Below are 17618 nucleotides of genomic sequence, written 5' to 3'. Positions count from 1 at the left end.
AGCAGTCATGACCGGCCCGCGGGCTGCGGACGGTCAGGAGGTGACCCGCAGGCGCGGGCTGCTCCGCTCAGGTGTAGAGCGAAATCGGTTGGACGTCGCCGAGCAGGTAGTTGGCGCCGACCTCGACCTTCTTGTAGTCGACCGGGTCGTGCAGCGTGTGGGTGCGGATGTTGCGCCAGAAGATGTCCAGCCCGACCTCGGTTTTCGCGGAGGACGAGCCAGTGGTCTCGAAGATGCGGTTCGCCACGTCCACACCCACCTCGGTGGACACAACCTTGAGCCGCGCAATCTCGAGCGCGATGTCCGCCCGGGCTTCCGCGCTCAGCTGCGCGCCGGCGGCAATAACAGCGTCGAACCTGGCGTTCGTTCGGTCGGCCAGGGCTTCCACCGCGGCAACCCGCGAGACCAGCTCGCCGTAAACCCGCTGCGTCAGCGGATCCTGGGCATAGGTCTCCTGCGTGCTGAGGAACCAGGAGTTCCGGCGCGCCAGCGTGATCCGGCGCCCGCGGTCCAGCGCCCCCTGCGCGATGCCCAGGTAGAGGTTGCCGAAGGCCAGCTGGATGTAGGGGGTGACCAGCGTCGAGAAAGGCTCCTCCCCTACCTCGCCGATGATGTCCGCGGCGGTGACCTGCACGCCGTCGTACTTCACCGAACCACTGGCCGAGAGCCGCTGGCCGAGCGCATCCCAGTCCCCGAGGTATCCGATCCCCGTCCGGTCATGCTCCAGCGCGAGGGCCAGGAACTTGCCCTGCTGCAGTCCGGCCGCGATCACGGCGTTGACCAGGATGGCGTCGCCGACGGAGGCGCCGGTGGAGAAGTGCTTGGTGCCATTCAGCCGGTAGCCGTCGCCGTCGGGAACCAGTTCTAAATTCGGGTCCACCGGGTTTACGGAGTCGCCCCAGGACCAGCGTCCCCGTGCGGAGCGGCGGAGCAGGCGCTCCTGCACCTGCGGATCACCGTAGAAGACGACCGCGCCCTGATTGGCGTAGTGGTAACCGAGTATTTGCGCGATCGACGCGTCGGTGCGGGCCAGGATGCGCACGGCGTGCAGCGCGCTTTCCCAGTGCCCGCCCTCGCCGCCCCATGCGGCCGGGATGATCAGGTTGAGCAGCCCGGAGTTGCGCAGCAGTTCCACCTCGGCGTGTGGGTCGGCGTTGCGGCGGTCGCGCTCCAGCACGTCCGGTGCCAGCGCGGCGGCAACGCCTTCGGCTATCTGCTGCCAGTGGGCCAGTTCCTCGGCGGTGGCCTGTCCGGTCCACGGGGATCGGCGGGTCTGCGAGTTGTTTTCGGTCACGACGGCGGTCATGTCGGCTCCTCAAGGCGGGGCTCCCGCAGGGCCGCGGCGCAGCAACCGTCACGGTTGGGGACGCAGCCCGGAGGGGGCCGTACTTGCCGGGCACGGTGTTGTGCGCGGCCGGATCCTCATCTGGGGCACCCCGCTACGGGAGAGGGTTGCCGCCCAACCAGCCAGAGCTTGTCGTTGGGACTCTTGATCTCGGAGTCGAGTATGCCGGGGCCGATCCGGCGCACGGAAGCACGTGACAGGCCGTGACGTTCCGCGGCGCAATGTTACGGGCGCCCGACCTAGAGGCCGAGGCGCGGGGCCTCGATGGCTGGGCAGGTATCCATGACGACGTCCAGGCCCGCCGCCCTGGCCCGTTCCGCGGCGGCTTCGTCGACCACGCCCAGTTGGAGCCACACCGCCTTGGCGCCGATTTCGATAGCCTGGTCCACCACCGGGCCCACCTTCTGCGAGTTCACGAAGCAGTCCACCACGTCGATCTCGCCGGGAATGTCCCCGAGCGATTGGTAACCGGTCAGACCGAGGACGTCGTCGCCCTGCAGGTTGACGGGGATGACTTCCATGTCCAGTTGGTCCATCAGGTACCGGGAGATGCGCATGGCCACCCGGTGCGGGTTCGTGGACAGGCCGACGACGGCCCAGCGGCCCGGCGTGCTCAGCAGCCGGTAGACGACCTCGGGGTCATTTTGGTGTGCCATGGCGCCACCCTACCTGCGACTCTTCGGCACCGGAACCGCCCGCACACCCCGCATCACCGAGAGGCGGATAAACCCCTCCCCCGGCAGCCCGGGCCATCCGGGCAGCCGGTGACTAGCCAGCCAACTGCCCGGTGGCAGGCGTTCCAGCCGCGCCGGAAGCCGAGTCCGCCTGCTCGGAGATCCAACGTCCCACCAGCTCCAGCAGTTCAGCGTCCACGGGCTCGCGGATCTGGCGCTTGTAGTCGGAGAGGGTCGGAGCCTTCGGGTCGCGGCGCAGCAGGTGTGACAGGTCCTCGATTTTCCTCGTGGTCACCGGGCCGGGAACGGTCGCCGCGATGATGTCCAGGTCGGCCGGGTCCACCTGCACGTCCTTGGCTCCTGTGACAGCCAGAACCGGCACCTGCAAGCGCTCCAAGTTCGGAACGGGGTCGAAGTCGAGGAACTCCCGGTGCCAGAGCGCGTTGATCTTGCGGCCCTGCATGCGCACCACGTCCTCGGTGGTGGTGCGAAGTTTTTCCACCGATTTCGCCTGCATCTTGACCAGGTCCTGGCGGAAGAGCTTCAGCAGCAAACGCGGGAATGCGGGCAGCGAGTCGCTGATCTGGGCTGTCTGCCATCTGCCTGTCTCAAAGCCCGTCTGTGCCGAGGCCGAAAGCAGCACAGCCCCATCCACCCGTGTGCCGGGCTCTGCCGCCAGGGCCGCCGCGTGGTAGCTGCCTTCGCTGTGGCCGACCAGGAACACCGGCACGCCCGCGGCCTTCTGGGCGGTCATCCAGCGGAGGGCGGCTGCCGCGTCGTCGGTGTTCTGACGGAAACCGGCCGCCCAGAAGGTTCCTTCCGAAGCGCCGGTACCGCGCTTGTCGTAGCGCAGAGACGCGATTCCATGGCCGGCAAGCGCCGTCGCCAGGTCACGGCTGATGCCCAACGGCATCCGTTTGTGATCTGCATTGCGGTCGATCGGTCCGGAGCCGGGCAGGATCAGCGCGGCGCCGCGGATCGTTCCGGCTGGCGCGGCCCAGGTTCCCGCCAACTGAACGGTCCCGGACGGGAAGGTGACCACTTCTTCGGCGAACGCCTGACCGGCGGGCAGGCCGGCGGCGGCACGGATCCGGGCCGCAACATCCTCGGCGTCGGGAATCGACACAACTACCCGGGCGTACTTTTGCCCGTCAAGGTCCAGCTGCACCGCCGGGGTGCCGCGGCGGGCGACGGCGAGGGTCCTGCCGCGGCCGCGCCAGGTTCCCACCCGGGTCCGTCCCGGGATCGCAAGCCCGGGAGCGCGCAGGCCGTGGACGCCATCGAACGCGTCCGAGAGCACCCGCACGGAGGTCACCGCGGACAAGGGGAATCGCTGGTCGCCAAGCAGCCCCGCGATTTTCTCAAACCGGTCCAGCTCCAGCAGAACCTCCTTGTTCCCCACCACTATCGCCGCCACTGCGCCTCCCTTCGTGTCGTTTATTGCTCGTGTCTTGGTCGTTTGATCGCGGCCTGTTTGCCGGACAGTACGATTATTCTCAGTTGTGGGAACAATGTCAACTATGAGAACGTTGAGCCATGTCCTCCTCCCCGAGCGCCGACCTGATCCTGCACCCGGTACGCCTGCGGATCGTCCAGGCGCTGCTGGGCAACCGTGAGCTGACCACGGCGGAGATCTCCGCCGAACTCCCCGACATTCCCACCGCGACGCTTTACCGACACATCGGCACCCTCTCCAAGGCCGGCGTGCTGGCGGTGGCCCAAGAGAGGCCGGTTCGAGGCACCACCGAACGCACCTATCGGCTGGACGTGGCCAGGAGTTCAGTGGCCGAGGACGACTTGGCCTCCATGACGGCCGAGGACCACCGGCGCGGCTTCATGGCCTTCGCGGCCGGGCTGCTGGGGGCCTTCGACCAATACATCGCCGGGGGGAATCCGGACTTCGTGCGCGACGGGGCCGGCTACCGGCAGACCGCCCTCTGGATGACGGACGAAGAGTTCGAGGAATTCACCTCCACCATCAGGGCCGCCGCAGAGAAGGTGGCGGCCAATGGCCCGGAGGAGGGGCGGCACCGCCGCCTGTTCTCCACGGTCCTCATCCCGGCGGATCCGCCCGCCTGATCGCCAGGCCCGCTTGTCCGCCGGGCCCGCACCGGGAGCAGCGTCAGACGTCGGCGGCCCATGGGCGGGGGGGGGAGGGACCGCCGTCGGCGCCTCCCGAACGAACGGAGGCATCGCCGTCGTGATGCCCCGGGAGAGCGGCCTTACGCGTCCCAGCAGAGGCAGAACGGGTGTCCGGCAGGGTCGGCGTACACCTGGAACCCCGAAGCGGCCGCCGGGTCATCGGCCGGCTTCAGCAGCTTGGCGCCCAGCGAGGTCGCCTGTTCATGGGCGGCCGCGAGATCGTCGATGTAGAGGTCCAGGTGGATCTGCTGCGGCGTCCCGTCCGGCCAGTCGGGCGGAATGTGGTTGGGTGCAAGCTGGAATCCCAACCGTGGTTCGCCTTCCACCATGACCGTGTGCCAGTCGTCTTCGGCCTCGACCGTCCCGTCCAGGAGGCTGGCCCAAAACGTGCTCTCCGCCGCGAGATCGGCGGCGTCGAATACGATGATCTGTCGGCTGATTTTCATGCGGCCATCCTGCCATCGCGCCGAAGCTGCGTCCATGGATAGCCGTGCCGCGGTTGTCTCCCCGGCCAGCTCCCCCCACGAGCGGTTCGCGCCAGTGTTACGGCAGATTGTCGTCGCGCCTTTGTTACGGGTCATTATTACGGGCGGTTTGCCGGGAGCGCCGCGGGTGCCGTTTAGTTAGTGGTGACCATCCCGAGCGGCCGAGAGACCTGGATCGACGACGCCGCAGCAACCCTGGTCACCGGAAGTCCACCCAGACTGCCGGTGGTAACGAGGTGACAAGCCACGGGTACGGCCGGCGGAAGCCGGACGCACGGCTTGATCCGTAGGGTGCTACTGCCAGGATCGATGGAGTGATCCCATGACTGCAGTACTGTCGTCGTCCCGCCACGCGGCTCCCGCTTCCGCTGCACCCCCGGCCCGTTCCGACTCCGCCCTGGCCGTTTCCTTCCGCGGCCTGAACCGGACCTTCGGCACGGGGGCCCAGGCCCACACCGTGCTGCGCGACGTGAACTTCGAGGTCCGTTCCGGCGAGGTGCTCGCCATCCTGGGCCCGTCCGGCTGCGGCAAGTCCACCTTGCTCCGCGCCGCCGCCGGCCTCGACGCGCCCAGCGCCGGCGCCGTGGAAATCGACGGCACGCCGGTCCAGGGTATCGACTCCCGCTGCGCCGTCGCGTTCCAGGAACCCCGGCTGCTGCCGTGGCACACCCTGCAGGCCAACGTGGCCATCGGCCTGCCCAAGAGCTGCAGCGCCAAGCAGGGCAAGTCCAAGGTCGCCCGGCTGCTGGACCTGGTCGGGCTGGCCGCCTTCGCCAAGCACCGGCCGCGCGAGGTCTCCGGCGGCATGGCCCAACGGGCATCCCTCGCCCGCGCCCTGGCCCGCAACCCGGGCGTGCTGTTGCTGGACGAACCGTTCGGCGCGCTGGACGCGCTGACCCGGATCAAGATGCAGGACCTGCTGCTCGATATCCACGCGGCGGAACCCACCACCGTGCTGCTGGTGACCCACGATGTGGACGAGGCCCTGCAACTGGCGGACAGGATCATCGTGCTCGGCAAGGAAGAAGGCCGCGAGGACGACGGCGCCACGATCGTGCGCACCGTCGATGTTCCCGGCATCCGTCCGCGGGACCGCGGTTCGGTCGAGCTGGCCCGAATGCGCCGCTCGCTGCTCGAAAGCCTCGGCGTCGACGGCCATTAGGGCCGCCGCCGCCACTCAACAGATCGAACATTTCCCGGGCCGTTCGCGCCCAAAAATCATCCGCCGCGGAATTTCTCCTGTTCCGCACACCGTCCAAAGGAACCACCATGTCTCTTGCCAGCCGTTTCTCCCGCCGCCCGCTCCTCGGCACTGCCGCCGTCGTGGCCACCGCCTCGCTGGCCCTGACCGGCTGCGTTGCCGGCGAGGATTCCGAAGCCACCGCCGCCCAGGGCGCCGGAGATGGCGTGCTCAACATCGACTTCGCCACCTACAACCCGCTGAGCCTGGTCATCAAGGAAAAGGGCTGGCTGGAGGCCACCTTGGCCGACGACGGCGTCGAGGTGAACTGGGTGCAGTCGGCCGGTTCCAACAAGGCCAACGAGGCGCTGCGCTCCGGAGCGGTCGACGTCGGCTCCACCGCCGGTTCCGCAGCGCTGCTGGCCCGTGCCAACGGCTCGCCGATCAAGACCATCAGCCTGTACTCGCAGCCGGAATGGGCGGCCCTCGTGGCGTTGCCCGACTCCGGCATCGAGTCGGTCGAGGACCTCAAGGGCAAGTCTGTGGCGGCCACCAAGGGCACCGACCCCTACTTCTTCCTGCTCCAGTCGCTGGAAGAGGCCGGACTCTCCGCCGACGACGTGACTGTGGAGAACCTGCAGCACGCCGACGGCTTGACCGCGCTGAAGCAGGGCTCGGTTGATGCCTGGTCCGGCCTGGATCCGATCATGGCCGGCGCCGAGCAGGACGGCGCCGAGCTGTTCTACCGGAATCTGGACTTCAACACCTACGGCTTCCTGAACGCCACCGAGTCCTTCCTGGAGGAGGAGCCCGAGCTGGCGCAGGCCGTGGTGAGCGCCTACGAGAAGGCCCGCGCCTGGGCCGCCGAGAACCCGGAGGAAACCGCTCAGATCCTGGCCGATGTTGCCGGACTGGACCTCGAGGTTGCCACCAAGGTGATCGCCGAGCGCAGCAACCTGGACGTTGAGGCTGCCCCGGGCGAGAAGCAGCGCGCGGTGCTGGCGAAGGTCGGCCCGGCGTTCGTCGAGACCGGCGATGTGAAGAGCCAGGCCGACATCGACGAGGCCCTCGCCACCCTGCTCGACGACTCGCTGGTGAAGAAGGCCGATCCGTCGGCCATCAAGGAATCCTGATGACGCACCTCGGCAATTCCGGCGCATCCGGCGCCAGCGCTTACTCCACTAGCCAGGAAGGCCTCTCGGCCGCCGGTGTCCTCAAGACCGCGGGCGTGCCCCGGCCGGACCAGGACGGCCCCTCGCCCGAGCGGTCGCCCGCCGGCGGATGGTCCCGGACCGGGGTGCTCGGCAACGGCTGGGCCCGCCTGCTCCTGGGCCTGCTGCTGCCCGCCGTCCTGCTCGCCGCCTGGCAGTGGAGCACCTCCGCCGGCCTGTTCAGCTCGGTCCAGCTGCCGGCACCGGCGGCTGTCGTCGAGGCCGCGGTTGACCTGATCCAGCGCGGCGAACTGGCCCAGCACGTGGCCATCTCCACGCAGCGGGTGCTGCTCGGCTTCGCCTTTGGCGCCGCCCTCGGCCTGGTCTTCGGCGCGCTGATCGGGCTGTCCAAGGTGGCCGACGTGCTGCTCTCCCCCACCATCGGGGCGCTGCGCGCGGTGCCGTCGCTGGCCTGGGTGCCGCTGCTGATCCTGTGGATGAAGATCGGCGAGGACTCCAAGGTCACGCTGATCCTGATCGGCGCGTTCTTCCCCGTGTTCACCACCGTCTCGCTGGCGCTGCGCCACGTGGACAAGAACCTGGTGGAGGCCGGCCGCGCGTTCGGGCTCAAGGGCGTAAAGCTGCTGACCACCGTGCAGCTGCCGGCCGTAGTGCCCGCCGTGTTCTCCGGGCTGCGGCTGGCCCTGGCCCAGGCGTGGCTGTTCCTGGTGGCGGCGGAACTGATCGCCTCCTCCATGGGCCTGGGCTTCCTGCTCACGGATTCGCAAAACAACGGCCGCACCGACCGGCTGCTGCTGGCCATCGTCCTGTTGGCCATCATCGGCAAGATCACGGACGCGCTCCTGGGAGTCGCGGAGAAATGGGCAGTCAAGAGATGGGCATAGAAGTAGCCGAAACCGCCGGCGGCCGCCGCGCCGCCGGGAGCACCGCCGTCGTCGGTCAGGAAGGGTCGGAGCCGTACCGCGACCGGGTGACCGAGTGGCCGGAGCCGCAGACCGAGGCCGAGCGGATTGCGTTCTGGGAGCGCGCGGCGGCCCGGCTCCAGTGGGCCGAGCCGTGGCACACCGCGCACTCCGCCACCCCGGTGGACACCGCGGCGCGGCGGGGACCGGAGCTGCGCTGGTTCGACGGCGGCAAGCTGAACGCCGCGGTCAACTGCGCGGACCGGCACGTCGAAGCCGGCTTGGGCGACAAGGTGGCGCTGCACTTCGAAGGCGAGCCCGGCGACCGCCGGACGGTGACCTACCGCGAACTGCAGGAGCTGGTCTCGCAGGCCGCCAACGCGCTGCTGGCGCTGGGCGTCGGCAGGGGCGACCGGGTGGTCATCTACCTGCCGGTGCTGGTGGAAACCGTGGTCATGACGCTGGCCTGCGCGCGGATCGGAGCGGTGCACTCGCTGGTCTTCGGCGGGTTCTCCGCGGAGGCCCTGAAGTTCCGGGTGGAGGACACCCGCGCCAAACTCCTGGTCACCACCGACGGCCAGTACCGCCGCGGCACCGCCGTCCCGGTCAAGGCCAACGCGGACGCGGCCGTCGCCGGCGAGAACGCGATCGAGCACGTGCTGGTGATCAACCGCACCGGCCACACGGACATCAACTGGGTGGAAGGCCGCGACGTCTGGTGGCACGACGTCGTCGAGACCCAGCCGCGCGTCCACCAGGCCGAGGCGTTCGACGCCGAGACGCCGCTGTTCATCATGTACACCTCCGGGACCACCGGCCAGCCCAAGGGCCTGGTCCACACCACCGGTGGCTACCTGACGCAGGCCTCGTTCAGCCACACGTACCTGTTCAGCAACCCGGACCCGGACGCGCGCGAGGACGACGTGCACTGGTGCACCGCGGACCTGGCCTGGGTCACCGCGCACACCTACGAGATCTACGGTCCGCTGAGCAACGGCGTCACGCAGGTGATCTACGAGGGCGTGCCGAACGCCCCGCACCCCGGCCGGCACTTCGAGGTCATCGAGCGCTACGGCGTGACCAGCTACTACACCGCGCCCACGCTGGTCCGGTCGCTGATGGGCTGGTTCCCCGACGGCGTCCCGGCCGAGTATGACCTCAGCTCCATCCGCCTGTGCGGCACGGTGGGCGAGGCCGTGAACCCGGAGGCCTGGCGCTGGCTGCGCACCCAGGTGGGGCGGGATTCGCTGGTCGCCGGGGACCCGTCGTCGGGCGTGCCGATGGTGGATACCTGGTGGCAGTCGGAGACCGGGGCCACTGTGCTCTCGCCGCGCCAGACCGATCCGTCCTTCAAGCCCGGCTGCGCCACCCGCGCCTTGCCGGGGCTAGCCACGGACATCGTGGACGACGGCGGCGCCCGGGTGGGTGCCGGGGAGCAGGGCAACATTGTGGTCACCAGCACCGGGCCGGCTATGGCGCGGACCGTGTGGGGCAACCCGGAGCGCTACTTCACGTCCTACTGGGAAATGTACGCGGCGCAGGGCTGGTTCCTGGCCGGCGACGGCGCCCGCTTCGACGCTGACGGCGACACCTGGATCCTGGGCCGGACGGACGACGTCATCAACATCTCGGGGCACCGGCTGTCCACGATCGAGATCGAGTCCGCACTGGTCTCACACCCGGCGGTGGTGGAGGCCGGCGTCTGCCCGACCTACGACGCCAAAACGGGACACGCGGCCACGGCTTTCGTGGTGCCGCGCAACAAGTCGCTGATCGGAGGGTCGGTTCGGCTGACGGCCGTGGAGGCGGCGGCGGAGCAGGCCGCGGCGATTGCGGCCTTGCGGGACCACGTGGCCACGCAGATCGGGCCGATCGCCAAGCCCCGCGACGTGGTGTTCGTGCCCGACGTGCCCAAGACCCGCAGCGGCAAGATCATGCGCCGGCTGCTGACCCAGCTGTTCGAGGGGACGGAGCTGGGCGACACGACCAGCCTGCAGAACGAGCCGTGCATCGCGGAAATCCAGGCCATCTGCGGGGCACGGTAAAGTTTTCCGCCTTCCCAGGTCAGGGCTGTCCATGTCTTGGCGGACCGCCGAGCGTTTTCCCTAGTCAGCGCCAGAGGCCGCTCCAGAAGATGGACAGTTGCTGCAGAACTTGGACAGCCGGCCCCTGCATGACTCCGGGGGAACCTTTGGCACTCAGGCAACACGCCGCAGCATCGTCATGACTTCGGCGACAACGTTCTGGGGCGTGAAGACGAGATCCTCGTACACGTACCGCAGTGTTGGAAACCCGCTGAGCATGCCGGCATTGTTCCTTTTGCGGTCCTTCCTGAAAGTCACCCGGTCCCAGTGGAAGTCGAACCCATCGAGCTCGATGATGATCCGGCCTTCCACCACCATGTCCACTCGTCCAAGCCCCTGAATCGGTACCTGGGTTTCCACCCGAAGCCCGACCGCGCGGAACAGGTCGCGAGCGATAACCTCAAGCGGCGAATCGGCGTCGTCACCGATGCTCAAAACGACTGCTCGACGCATGCCGTTGCGTTTGCCAGGAAGCAGCTCCACCAGTTCGGCTTTGGTGACGACACCCCTGCGCACGGCCGATTCCGCTACGACCAACGCCTCCAGCCGAGGCCGGCATCGGATGGCGTGCAGTACGCAGTCCAGGATGCTCACGTAGCTCCCAGGCCGCTGCCTCCCCAGCAATTCGCCTCGGTGCTTCACAGTGGACGGCGGCTGCCGGCTATGCCGCGTCCACAGGTGCAGTTGGTCCGGGTCCTTGAGCGTCCAAAGCCCTAGTTCCCGAGCCGCTGAAACGCAGGTATTCAATCCGTTGGCGAGCACGGCTACGCGTACGTTCGCATCAGCTTTCTCCGTGCCGACGATTCCTTGGCGGAGCACAGTGATCGCGCCGTTCTTGACGGCTGCCTGGATCTGGTCCCGGCTGAAACCGCAGCGGGCCAGTTCGCTGGCCGGGAGTGTTCCACCGCGCCGTTTAACGTAACCAGCTATCGCCTCGTCCATATCCACGAGCATGTAGGCTGCGGCGGCGGACAGCTAGATCGCCGCACTCCCTGTGGATAACGTGCTGAATGGCCTGGGCAGAGCTTGGGATGTGAGGTGGGAGTGCCTTTACAGGAGGGGCCCAGGACGTGCGCGTCAGTAGCGGCCGCCGAATTGGTAGATCTGCGTACGGACCTTGTCCCGGTGCTCCTCCATCAAGGCTTCCTTAGCGGTCCCGGCTTGCCAGGCTGAACGGAGCCAGCGGGCGGCCGCGGCCAGGCCATGGAAAGTGGCGGCTGCGAAATATCCGTTAGCGCTCAAGACGCCAGTCCGTGTAGCCGAGTGCACCGGCCTCGTCAGGCTCAAGGGCGCGCCTGCATTGCTCGGGCGAGCGGTGGCAGTGGCCGGACGGCCCGTTGCAGTCGTGGGATGGAGTAAGGCGGCAGTGGAGGACTGGCTGGTGCCGTAGGTCCGGCCATCAGCGTCGAGTGTGTGGTGCGGGGTATGGGTTGAAGTAGTCATGCCTTCAGAGTCCGCGGATCGGCCCTCGCCGGCCACGATTCGGCCCAACCCGAATCCGGGAATAATCCCGGGAGCCCCTGGTGGATAGAAAACCGGGAAACGGCGGACCCGTGGGGACGGGAAAGCGGAGGGCCACTGAGGCCGAGGGATCGAGGAAGCGGCAGGCCCACGCGAGCGGAAGGCCACAGGAAGCCGGAAGGCCGAAGCAACGACGCCACCCACCCCGGCCCTCCCGGATTCGGTGCAGCCCGAATCCTCGACCGGCGCGACCGGCAACCTTACGCTGTTTCCATGCACATTACGCTCAGCAGCGAGGACCTCACCAAGGTCCGGTTCGAGGCGGCGCCGCTGGGCGAAACCGTCGCCAGTTTGCGCGCCCTGCAGGTGGGCACCCCCATCCACCGCCCATGGATCGAGGCCACCAAGCGGCGCATCGCCGAGTCGGCCGATCCACAAGCCAGGGCGCACCTGCGCCTGCTGACTGCGCTGGTTCCACCGAAGGGCTTCCTGGCCGACTCCATCACGCCCACCCCCAAGCACCAGACCACCTTCGCCGAAGGACTCGCGGCCGTCGCCGAGGTTGCGCCGGAGCTGTGGCAGCGCGACGTCGCCCACCTGCTGGCCCAGAACCCGGCCGACTACGCGCGCGGGGAACTGCAGCGTCTCGCGGAGGATATCGACGCGGGCATCCCGCGCATTACCGCAGCCCTCGAGTGGTACTGGGGCACCGCCGTCGAGCCGGTATGGCCGCGCCTCCGGTCCCTGCTGCTGGCTGACATCGACAGCCGCTTGGCCCAGCTGGCACGCGACGGCATCCTGGAAGTGTTCAAGAGCCTGCATCCCAGCGTCCGTCCCACGCCCACCGGTTTGGAGATCATGCGCGGTTGCGAGGCCGACGACGTGCCCGAACCCGGCGGCGGGCTGCTGCTGGTGCCCAACGCGTTCGTCTGGCCCAACACCCTGGTGCTCAACGTCCGGCCTTTCGTGCCCACGCTGACCTACGCGCCACGCGGCGTCGGCCGGCTTTGGGAAGCCAGCCGCGAAGCGACGCACAGCCCGGTCGCCCGGCTGCTCGGCAAGACCCGGGCGCAGATCCTCGCCCAACTCGATGTCCCGATGACGACGACGCAGCTCGCCCGCTGCCTGGACCTCGCCGCCGGGACGGTCAACGAGCATCTCAAGGTCATGTCCGAGAGCGGTTTGGCGGCCACCATGCGATCGGGCCGCGAAGTGTTCTATCGGCGGGCCGAAACCGGCGAAGCGCTGCTGGCCCGGCTGTAGAGACCCGGCCACGGCCCCGGGACTGTCCACGTTTTGCGGGAAGCTTTTACGTTTGGCCTAGTCAGCGCCAGACCCCGTTCCAAGACATGGACAGTTCCTGCTGAACGTGGACAACTGGTGACGTTCAGCAGCGTCCCGTTCCTTGGCGGGGCGGCGCCTTTCGTCGCGGGCGACGGCGCGCTTCCGTCCAGGGTAACCCGGCCGGCGCCGAAGCTGCCCGCTCGGCTTGAACCTGCCTAGTCCTGACGCAGGGCGCGCACCAGCGAGTCGAACCGCTCGCTGGCGGCCAGGTCCTCGATCAGGACCGACGCCCCGTCCGGCCCGGCCAGCGGGATCCGCCAGTTCGGGTATTCGTCCGCGGTGCCCGGCTGGTTCTGGGTCCGCAGCTCCCCCACCGCGTCAGTGAGCGCAACGCCCAGCAGCACCGACGGGGTCTGCGTGATGAACGCGTGCAGCGCCTCGACGGTGCGTTGTTCGGCGGTGGGGCCGGCGCCGTCGTCGTGCTGTGGGGCGGCCGGAACGCGCGAGCGCACCGTGGAGAGCACTGCCTCTTGGGCTGCCTGGTCCAAAGCCCGTTCCTCCTCCACCGGCCGGTTCAGCAGGCCCAGCGATTCGCGCAACTCCACGTGCTTGCCCGCCAGGTAGCCGGCGGTGGGCGGCAGGTCGTGCGTGGTGACGCTGGTCAGGCAGGAACGGCGGTAGCGCTCGGGTGCGCGGGGGCTGCCGTCCTCGTACTCAAACCGCAGGATGGAGGTGCCCAGGATGCCGCGCTCGGCCAGGTAGTCCTGCACGCCCGGCTCGAACACCCCGAGGTCCTCACCAATGACGACGACGCCGGCCCGTTCCGCTTCCAGGGCGAGGATGCCGATCAAGGCCTCGTGGTCGTAATACACGTAGGCGCCTTCGCCGGGAGGGCTGCCGGCGGGGATCCACCACAGCCGGAACAGACCGAGAATGTGGTCCACGCGGATGCCGCCGGCATGCCGCAGGACGGTCCGCAGCATGTCGCGGTAGGCAACGTAGCCGGATTCGGCCAGGCGTTGCGGATGCCACGGGGGCTGTGACCAGTCCTGGCCCTGCTGGTTGAACATGTCCGGCGGCGCGCCCACGGAGATGCCGGGGGTGAGCACATCCTGCAGCGCCCAGGCATCGGCGCCGGCGGGATGGACGCCGACGGCGAGATCATGCACTATCCCGATGTTCATTCCGGCGTCGAGGGCGCTGCCCTGTGCCGCCTCGAGCTGCTCGTCGCACAGCCACTGCAGCCATTGATGGAACTCGATGCGGTCCTTCAGCTCGCTGCGCTGCGCTTCGACGAACGCGGCATCGGACCACTCGGGAGCCCCGGCCGGAACAGTTTCGGCCATGGCGCACCACAGGGCAAAGCGCTCCAGCCCCTCGCCTTCCTGCGCGCGGAAGGCTTCGAACCGCTGCTGCCGTTCCGCGGACCGGGGCACCGAGAAGACCGTTTCCAGCGCCTGCAGCTTGGCCGCAAACACCGGGTCGCGGTCCAGAATGCCGGCGTCCAGGTTCGCGTCGTGGAAGTTGTTGGCCAGCGGGAAGCCGCGGGCTTCGGGCACGTCCTCGACCCGCAGGTACAGCGGATTGACGAACCGGCGCGTGGAGGGCAGGTAGGGCGAGGGCTCCACCGGCGGTTTCGGCTGGGCCGCGTGCAGCGGGTTGATCAGGACGAACCCCGCCCCCTTCGCGGCGGCCGTCTCGGCGAGGGTGGCCAGGTCATGCAGGTCGCCGATGCCCCAGGAGGACCGCGAGCGCACGGAGTACAGCTGTGCCATCAACCCCCACGTGCGGGGCAGGCGGTCGGCGGTGGTCAGGCGCCGCGGGGTGACCACGAGGGCGCACCGTGCCTGGCTATCGGACGGTTCCGCGGCCGCGCCGGTCCCGGGCTCCACTGTCTCGAATCTTTCCGCGGCCGCGCCGGTTCCGGGCTCCATCGCCTCCGACTGCTCCGCAACCTCCAGCGTGTGCCAACCCAGCGGGATGTCGGCCGGCACCACCGCCGTGAAACGAACAGGCGGAGCATCTTCCGCTTCCTCCGACCCGCCGGCCAGCACCTCGACGGCGCGCCGGGAGCCGTCCTCCAGCAGGATCCGCACCCGCGGACGGACCCCGGGCCGCCCATTGACCGGAACCTCGGTGGCAGTGCCTTGGCGAACGACGACGGCGGGTGGCAGCGTGCGCTGCACCGGTGCCAGCTCAGCGGCCCGGAGGGAAGCCGTGACATCGTCGTCGGTGGCGCAGGGGACGCCCAGCGCGGTGAGGACGGAAACCAGCGTTGCCTCGCTGACTGTTTTCTCGCCCCCATCCCATCCGTGGAAGGTAATGCCAACGCCATGTTTCCCCGCGAGGCGCTGCAGCGCCGAAAGTTCAGCCATAGACCCAATCTACGGTGAACTATCCGGACCCGGGAACGTCCGTCACGCCGGGACGGCCAAGATCGTGGCCCGACGCGCGGCGGGCACCGCCGTCGTGCCGGTCAACCGCAGGCCAGGGGTAACCGCAAGGCGCCCACCCCAAGTCCGAAGGCGCTCAAACCCCCGGACGCAACGCGGCTCAACATTCTTTGCTGCCGCGGCGGTAGGTTGCAAGAATGGACGGGACCATCCCGAGCGGTTGAGAGATCTGGCTCTTTGACACCGCAGCAACCATCCGGACGCCACCGGAAAGGTGCTACCGCCAGAAGCGATGGAGAGAGCGCAAGCAATCTTTGATCCGGACGGTGCCTGCCCGGTGCCGCCAGGAGCGTCATTGCCCGGGAACCCAAGTTTTGAAGGAGCAAGCGCCTGATGGCTGAACGCACATTCGGTTTCCGCACCCGTGCCCTGCACGCCGGCGGCACGCCCGACGCCGAGCACGGTGCCCGGGCCGTACCGATCTACCAGAGCACCTCGTTCGTGTTCAAGGACACCGACGACGCCGCGAACCTCTTCGCGCTGCAGAAGTACGGCAACATCTACTCCCGCATCGGCAACCCCACGGTCGCCGCGTTCGAGGAGCGCATCGCCTCGCTCGAGGGCGGCATCGGCGCGGTGGCCACGTCGTCGGGCATGGCCGCCGAGTTCATCACCTTCGCGGCCCTGGCCGGCGCCGGCGACCACATCGTGGCCTCCTCCAAGCTCTACGGCGGCACCATCACGCAGCTGGACGTGACGCTGCGCCGGTTCGGGGTGGAGACCACCTTCGTCGACTCCAACGATCCGGCCGACTTCGCCGCGGCCATCGGGGAGAACACCAAGGCCGTCTACACGGAGATCGTGGCCAACCCGTCGGGCGACATCGCGGACCTCGCCGGCCTGGCCGCGGTGGCGCACGACGCCGGGATCCCCTTGGTCGTGGACGCCACCTTGAGCACGCCCTACCTGATCCGCCCGATCGAGCACGGCGCGGACATCGTCATCCACTCCGCCACCAAGTTCCTGGGCGGCCACGGCACCACTTTGGGCGGCGTCGTCGTCGAATCCGGCCGTTTTAACTGGGGCAACGGCAAGTTCCCGCAGATGACCGAACCGGTGCCCAGCTACGGCAACGTGTCCTGGTGGGGCAACTTCGGCGAGTACGGCTTCCTCACCAAGCTCCGGTCCGAGCAGCTGCGCGACATCGGCCCGTCGCTGTCCGCGCAGTCCGCGTTCCAGCTGCTGCAGGGCGTGGAAACGCTGGCGCAGCGGATGGACGAGCACCTGGCCAACGCCCGCACCGTGGCCGAGTGGCTGGAAGCCGACGAGCGCGTCTCCTGGGTCAGCTACGCCGGCCTGCCCGCGCACCCGCATTACGAGCGGGGCCGGAAGTACCTGCCCAAGGGCGTGGGCTCCGTGTTCAGCTTCGGCGTCAAGGGCGGCCGCACCGCGGGCCAGAAGTTCATCGAGTCGCTGCAGCTGGCCAGCCACCTGGCCAACATCGGCGACGCCCGGACCTTGGTGCTGCACCCGGGATCGACCACCCACCAGCAGCTCACCGCCGACCAGCTGGTGGCTGCCGGCGTGCCCGAGGACCTGATCCGCATTTCCGTGGGCCTGGAAGACGTGGACGACATTCTCTGGGACCTGGACCAGGCGCTGGCCGCCTCGCAGCAGGCTGGCGCCGAGCACGGCCCGAGCCGGGACCATGAGGACGACACGTTCGACACCTCCGAGTTCGCCTCCCCCAGCTACGCCGGTGAGTCCTGCACGATCCCGGCAGAGCGCGCCGCCCGGACAGAGCCCGGAACGCGTGTAGTCGAGTCCGTGGAGGAACTGATCGAAGCCGAAGAAGGAGCCGCCAAGTGACCGCCACACCAGAACGTACCTGGGTGGGACCGTCCGCCCCGGAGCGGCTGAACATCCTGCGCAACACCAAGTCGATCGCCATTGTCGGCGCCTCGGACAAGCCGAGCCGGGCCAGCTACTTCGTGGCCACCTACCTGCTGTCCAGCTCGCCGTACAAGGTGTACTTCGTGAACCCGGTGGCCAAGGAAATTCTGGGCCAGCCGGTGTACAAGTCGCTGGCCGACCTGCCCGAAGTGCCGGATCTCGTGGACGTGTTCCGCCGGCACGACGACCTGCCCACCGTGCTGGAGGAAACCCTGGCCGTCGGAGCCAAGACCCTCTGGCTGCAGCTGGGCTCCTGGCACGAGGAGGTCGCGGCCGAGGCCGAGGCCGCCGGCCTGAACGTGGTGATGGACCGCTGCGTGAAGATCGAGCACGCCCGATTCCACGGCGGCCTGCACCTGGCCGGTTTCGACACGGGTGTGATCTCCTCCAAGCGGCAGCTGACCGCCTAGGCGGCCCTGGGCGAGGCCCGCCGCCCGCAGCGAAAAGCCCGCCCCTTGTCCCCCGGCCTTCCACGTGGATCCGCCGAAGCAAGGGGCGGGTTTTTCCTGCCCGGAGGTAGGCAGAAAGAGCCTTCAGGATTTC

The 17618-nt window shown here is 68.6% G+C and carries 15 protein-coding genes and 2 riboswitches; of the genes, 8 read left to right on the top strand and 7 right to left on the bottom strand.

Annotation, left to right across the window (positions count from 1 at the left end; translation table 11 throughout):
- Positions 1–67 precede the first annotated feature (67 nt).
- From AC5RUP_RS03680 to AC5RUP_RS03670, 3 genes are all read right to left on the bottom strand, one after another.
- On the bottom strand, positions 68–1306 hold the full coding sequence (locus tag AC5RUP_RS03680) for an acyl-CoA dehydrogenase family protein (protein ID WP_494153776.1): 1239 nt from the start codon (positions 1304–1306) through the stop codon (positions 68–70).
- Positions 1307–1380: 74 nt separating this feature from the next.
- Positions 1381–1495, bottom strand: a riboswitch (SAM riboswitch).
- A gap of 89 nt (positions 1496–1584) precedes the next feature.
- Positions 1585–2001 carry a CoA-binding protein gene (locus AC5RUP_RS03675; RefSeq protein WP_494153777.1) on the bottom strand — a complete coding sequence of 139 codons (417 nt, stop codon included), beginning with the start codon at positions 1999–2001 and terminating at the stop codon, positions 1585–1587.
- Between the two features lie 112 nt (positions 2002–2113).
- Entirely contained in the window at positions 2114–3436 is a 1323-nt protein-coding gene (locus AC5RUP_RS03670) for an alpha/beta hydrolase (RefSeq protein WP_494153778.1), read from the bottom strand.
- Positions 3437–3555: 119 nt separating this feature from the next.
- On the opposite strand from AC5RUP_RS03670, the gene AC5RUP_RS03665 reads away from it, so the two are divergent.
- Complete coding sequence (locus AC5RUP_RS03665; protein ID WP_494153779.1) at positions 3556–4098, top strand: helix-turn-helix domain-containing protein; 543 nt, start codon at positions 3556–3558, stop codon at positions 4096–4098.
- Between the two features lie 143 nt (positions 4099–4241).
- On the opposite strand, the gene AC5RUP_RS03660 is transcribed toward AC5RUP_RS03665, so the two are convergent.
- Positions 4242–4607, bottom strand: coding sequence for a VOC family protein (locus AC5RUP_RS03660; RefSeq protein WP_494153780.1), 366 nt, complete (start codon positions 4605–4607; stop codon positions 4242–4244).
- 361 nt (positions 4608–4968) lie between these two features.
- Between AC5RUP_RS03660 and AC5RUP_RS03655 the strand changes: the two genes are divergently transcribed.
- The 4 genes from AC5RUP_RS03655 to acs all read left to right on the top strand — a co-directional run bounded on the left by AC5RUP_RS03655 (position 4969) and on the right by acs (position 9945).
- Positions 4969–5808 (top strand): ABC transporter ATP-binding protein, encoded by an 840-nt coding sequence (locus tag AC5RUP_RS03655; protein WP_494153781.1) that lies wholly within the window; start codon positions 4969–4971, stop codon positions 5806–5808.
- Positions 5809–5915: 107 nt separating this feature from the next.
- Positions 5916–6959 (top strand): aliphatic sulfonate ABC transporter substrate-binding protein, encoded by a 1044-nt coding sequence (locus AC5RUP_RS03650; protein WP_494153782.1) that lies wholly within the window; start codon positions 5916–5918, stop codon positions 6957–6959.
- Positions 6959–7882: an ABC transporter permease gene (locus AC5RUP_RS03645; RefSeq protein WP_494158275.1), complete on the top strand. Its 924-nt coding sequence runs from the start codon at positions 6959–6961 to the stop codon at positions 7880–7882. The genes AC5RUP_RS03650 and AC5RUP_RS03645 overlap by 1 nt, the downstream gene beginning before the upstream one ends.
- Positions 7858–9945, top strand: a complete 2088-nt coding sequence (gene acs, locus AC5RUP_RS03640) for an acetate--CoA ligase (protein WP_494158274.1) — start codon at positions 7858–7860, stop codon at positions 9943–9945. Before AC5RUP_RS03645 ends, acs begins: the two co-directional genes overlap by 25 nt.
- A gap of 153 nt (positions 9946–10098) precedes the next feature.
- Here the strand turns inward: acs and AC5RUP_RS03635 are convergent, their stop codons facing one another.
- Complete coding sequence (locus AC5RUP_RS03635) at positions 10099–10926, bottom strand: endonuclease domain-containing protein (protein WP_494153572.1); 828 nt, start codon at positions 10924–10926, stop codon at positions 10099–10101.
- Positions 10927–11061: 135 nt separating this feature from the next.
- On the bottom strand, positions 11062–11226 hold the full coding sequence (locus AC5RUP_RS03630) for a hypothetical protein (protein WP_494158273.1): 165 nt from the start codon (positions 11224–11226) through the stop codon (positions 11062–11064).
- 492 nt (positions 11227–11718) lie between these two features.
- Between AC5RUP_RS03630 and AC5RUP_RS03625 the strand changes: the two genes are divergently transcribed.
- A complete protein-coding gene (locus tag AC5RUP_RS03625; protein ID WP_494153566.1) occupies positions 11719–12708 on the top strand; it encodes an ArsR/SmtB family transcription factor in 990 nt (329 codons plus the stop codon).
- A gap of 236 nt (positions 12709–12944) precedes the next feature.
- Here the strand turns inward: AC5RUP_RS03625 and malQ are convergent, their stop codons facing one another.
- Positions 12945–15104: a 4-alpha-glucanotransferase gene (gene malQ, locus AC5RUP_RS03620; RefSeq protein WP_494153567.1), complete on the bottom strand. Its 2160-nt coding sequence runs from the start codon at positions 15102–15104 to the stop codon at positions 12945–12947.
- Between the two features lie 222 nt (positions 15105–15326).
- A riboswitch (SAM riboswitch) is annotated at positions 15327–15421 on the top strand.
- A 94-nt stretch (positions 15422–15515) separates the two neighbouring features.
- On the opposite strand from malQ, the gene AC5RUP_RS03615 reads away from it, so the two are divergent.
- On the top strand, positions 15516–16991 hold the full coding sequence (locus AC5RUP_RS03615; RefSeq protein ID WP_494132991.1) for an O-acetylhomoserine aminocarboxypropyltransferase/cysteine synthase family protein: 1476 nt from the start codon (positions 15516–15518) through the stop codon (positions 16989–16991).
- The gene (locus AC5RUP_RS03610) at positions 16988–17485 is read left to right on the top strand and encodes a CoA-binding protein (protein WP_494091784.1); all 498 of its coding nucleotides are present in this window, start codon (positions 16988–16990) and stop codon (positions 17483–17485) included. The genes AC5RUP_RS03615 and AC5RUP_RS03610 overlap by 4 nt, the downstream gene beginning before the upstream one ends.
- The last annotated feature ends 133 nt before the right edge of the window (positions 17486–17618 follow it).

The sequence above is a fragment of the Arthrobacter sp. Y3223151 genome, assembly GCF_059091125.1.
The sequence above is the reverse complement of the archived record's forward strand: the minus strand, read 5'-3'. Positions and strand labels throughout refer to the sequence as shown.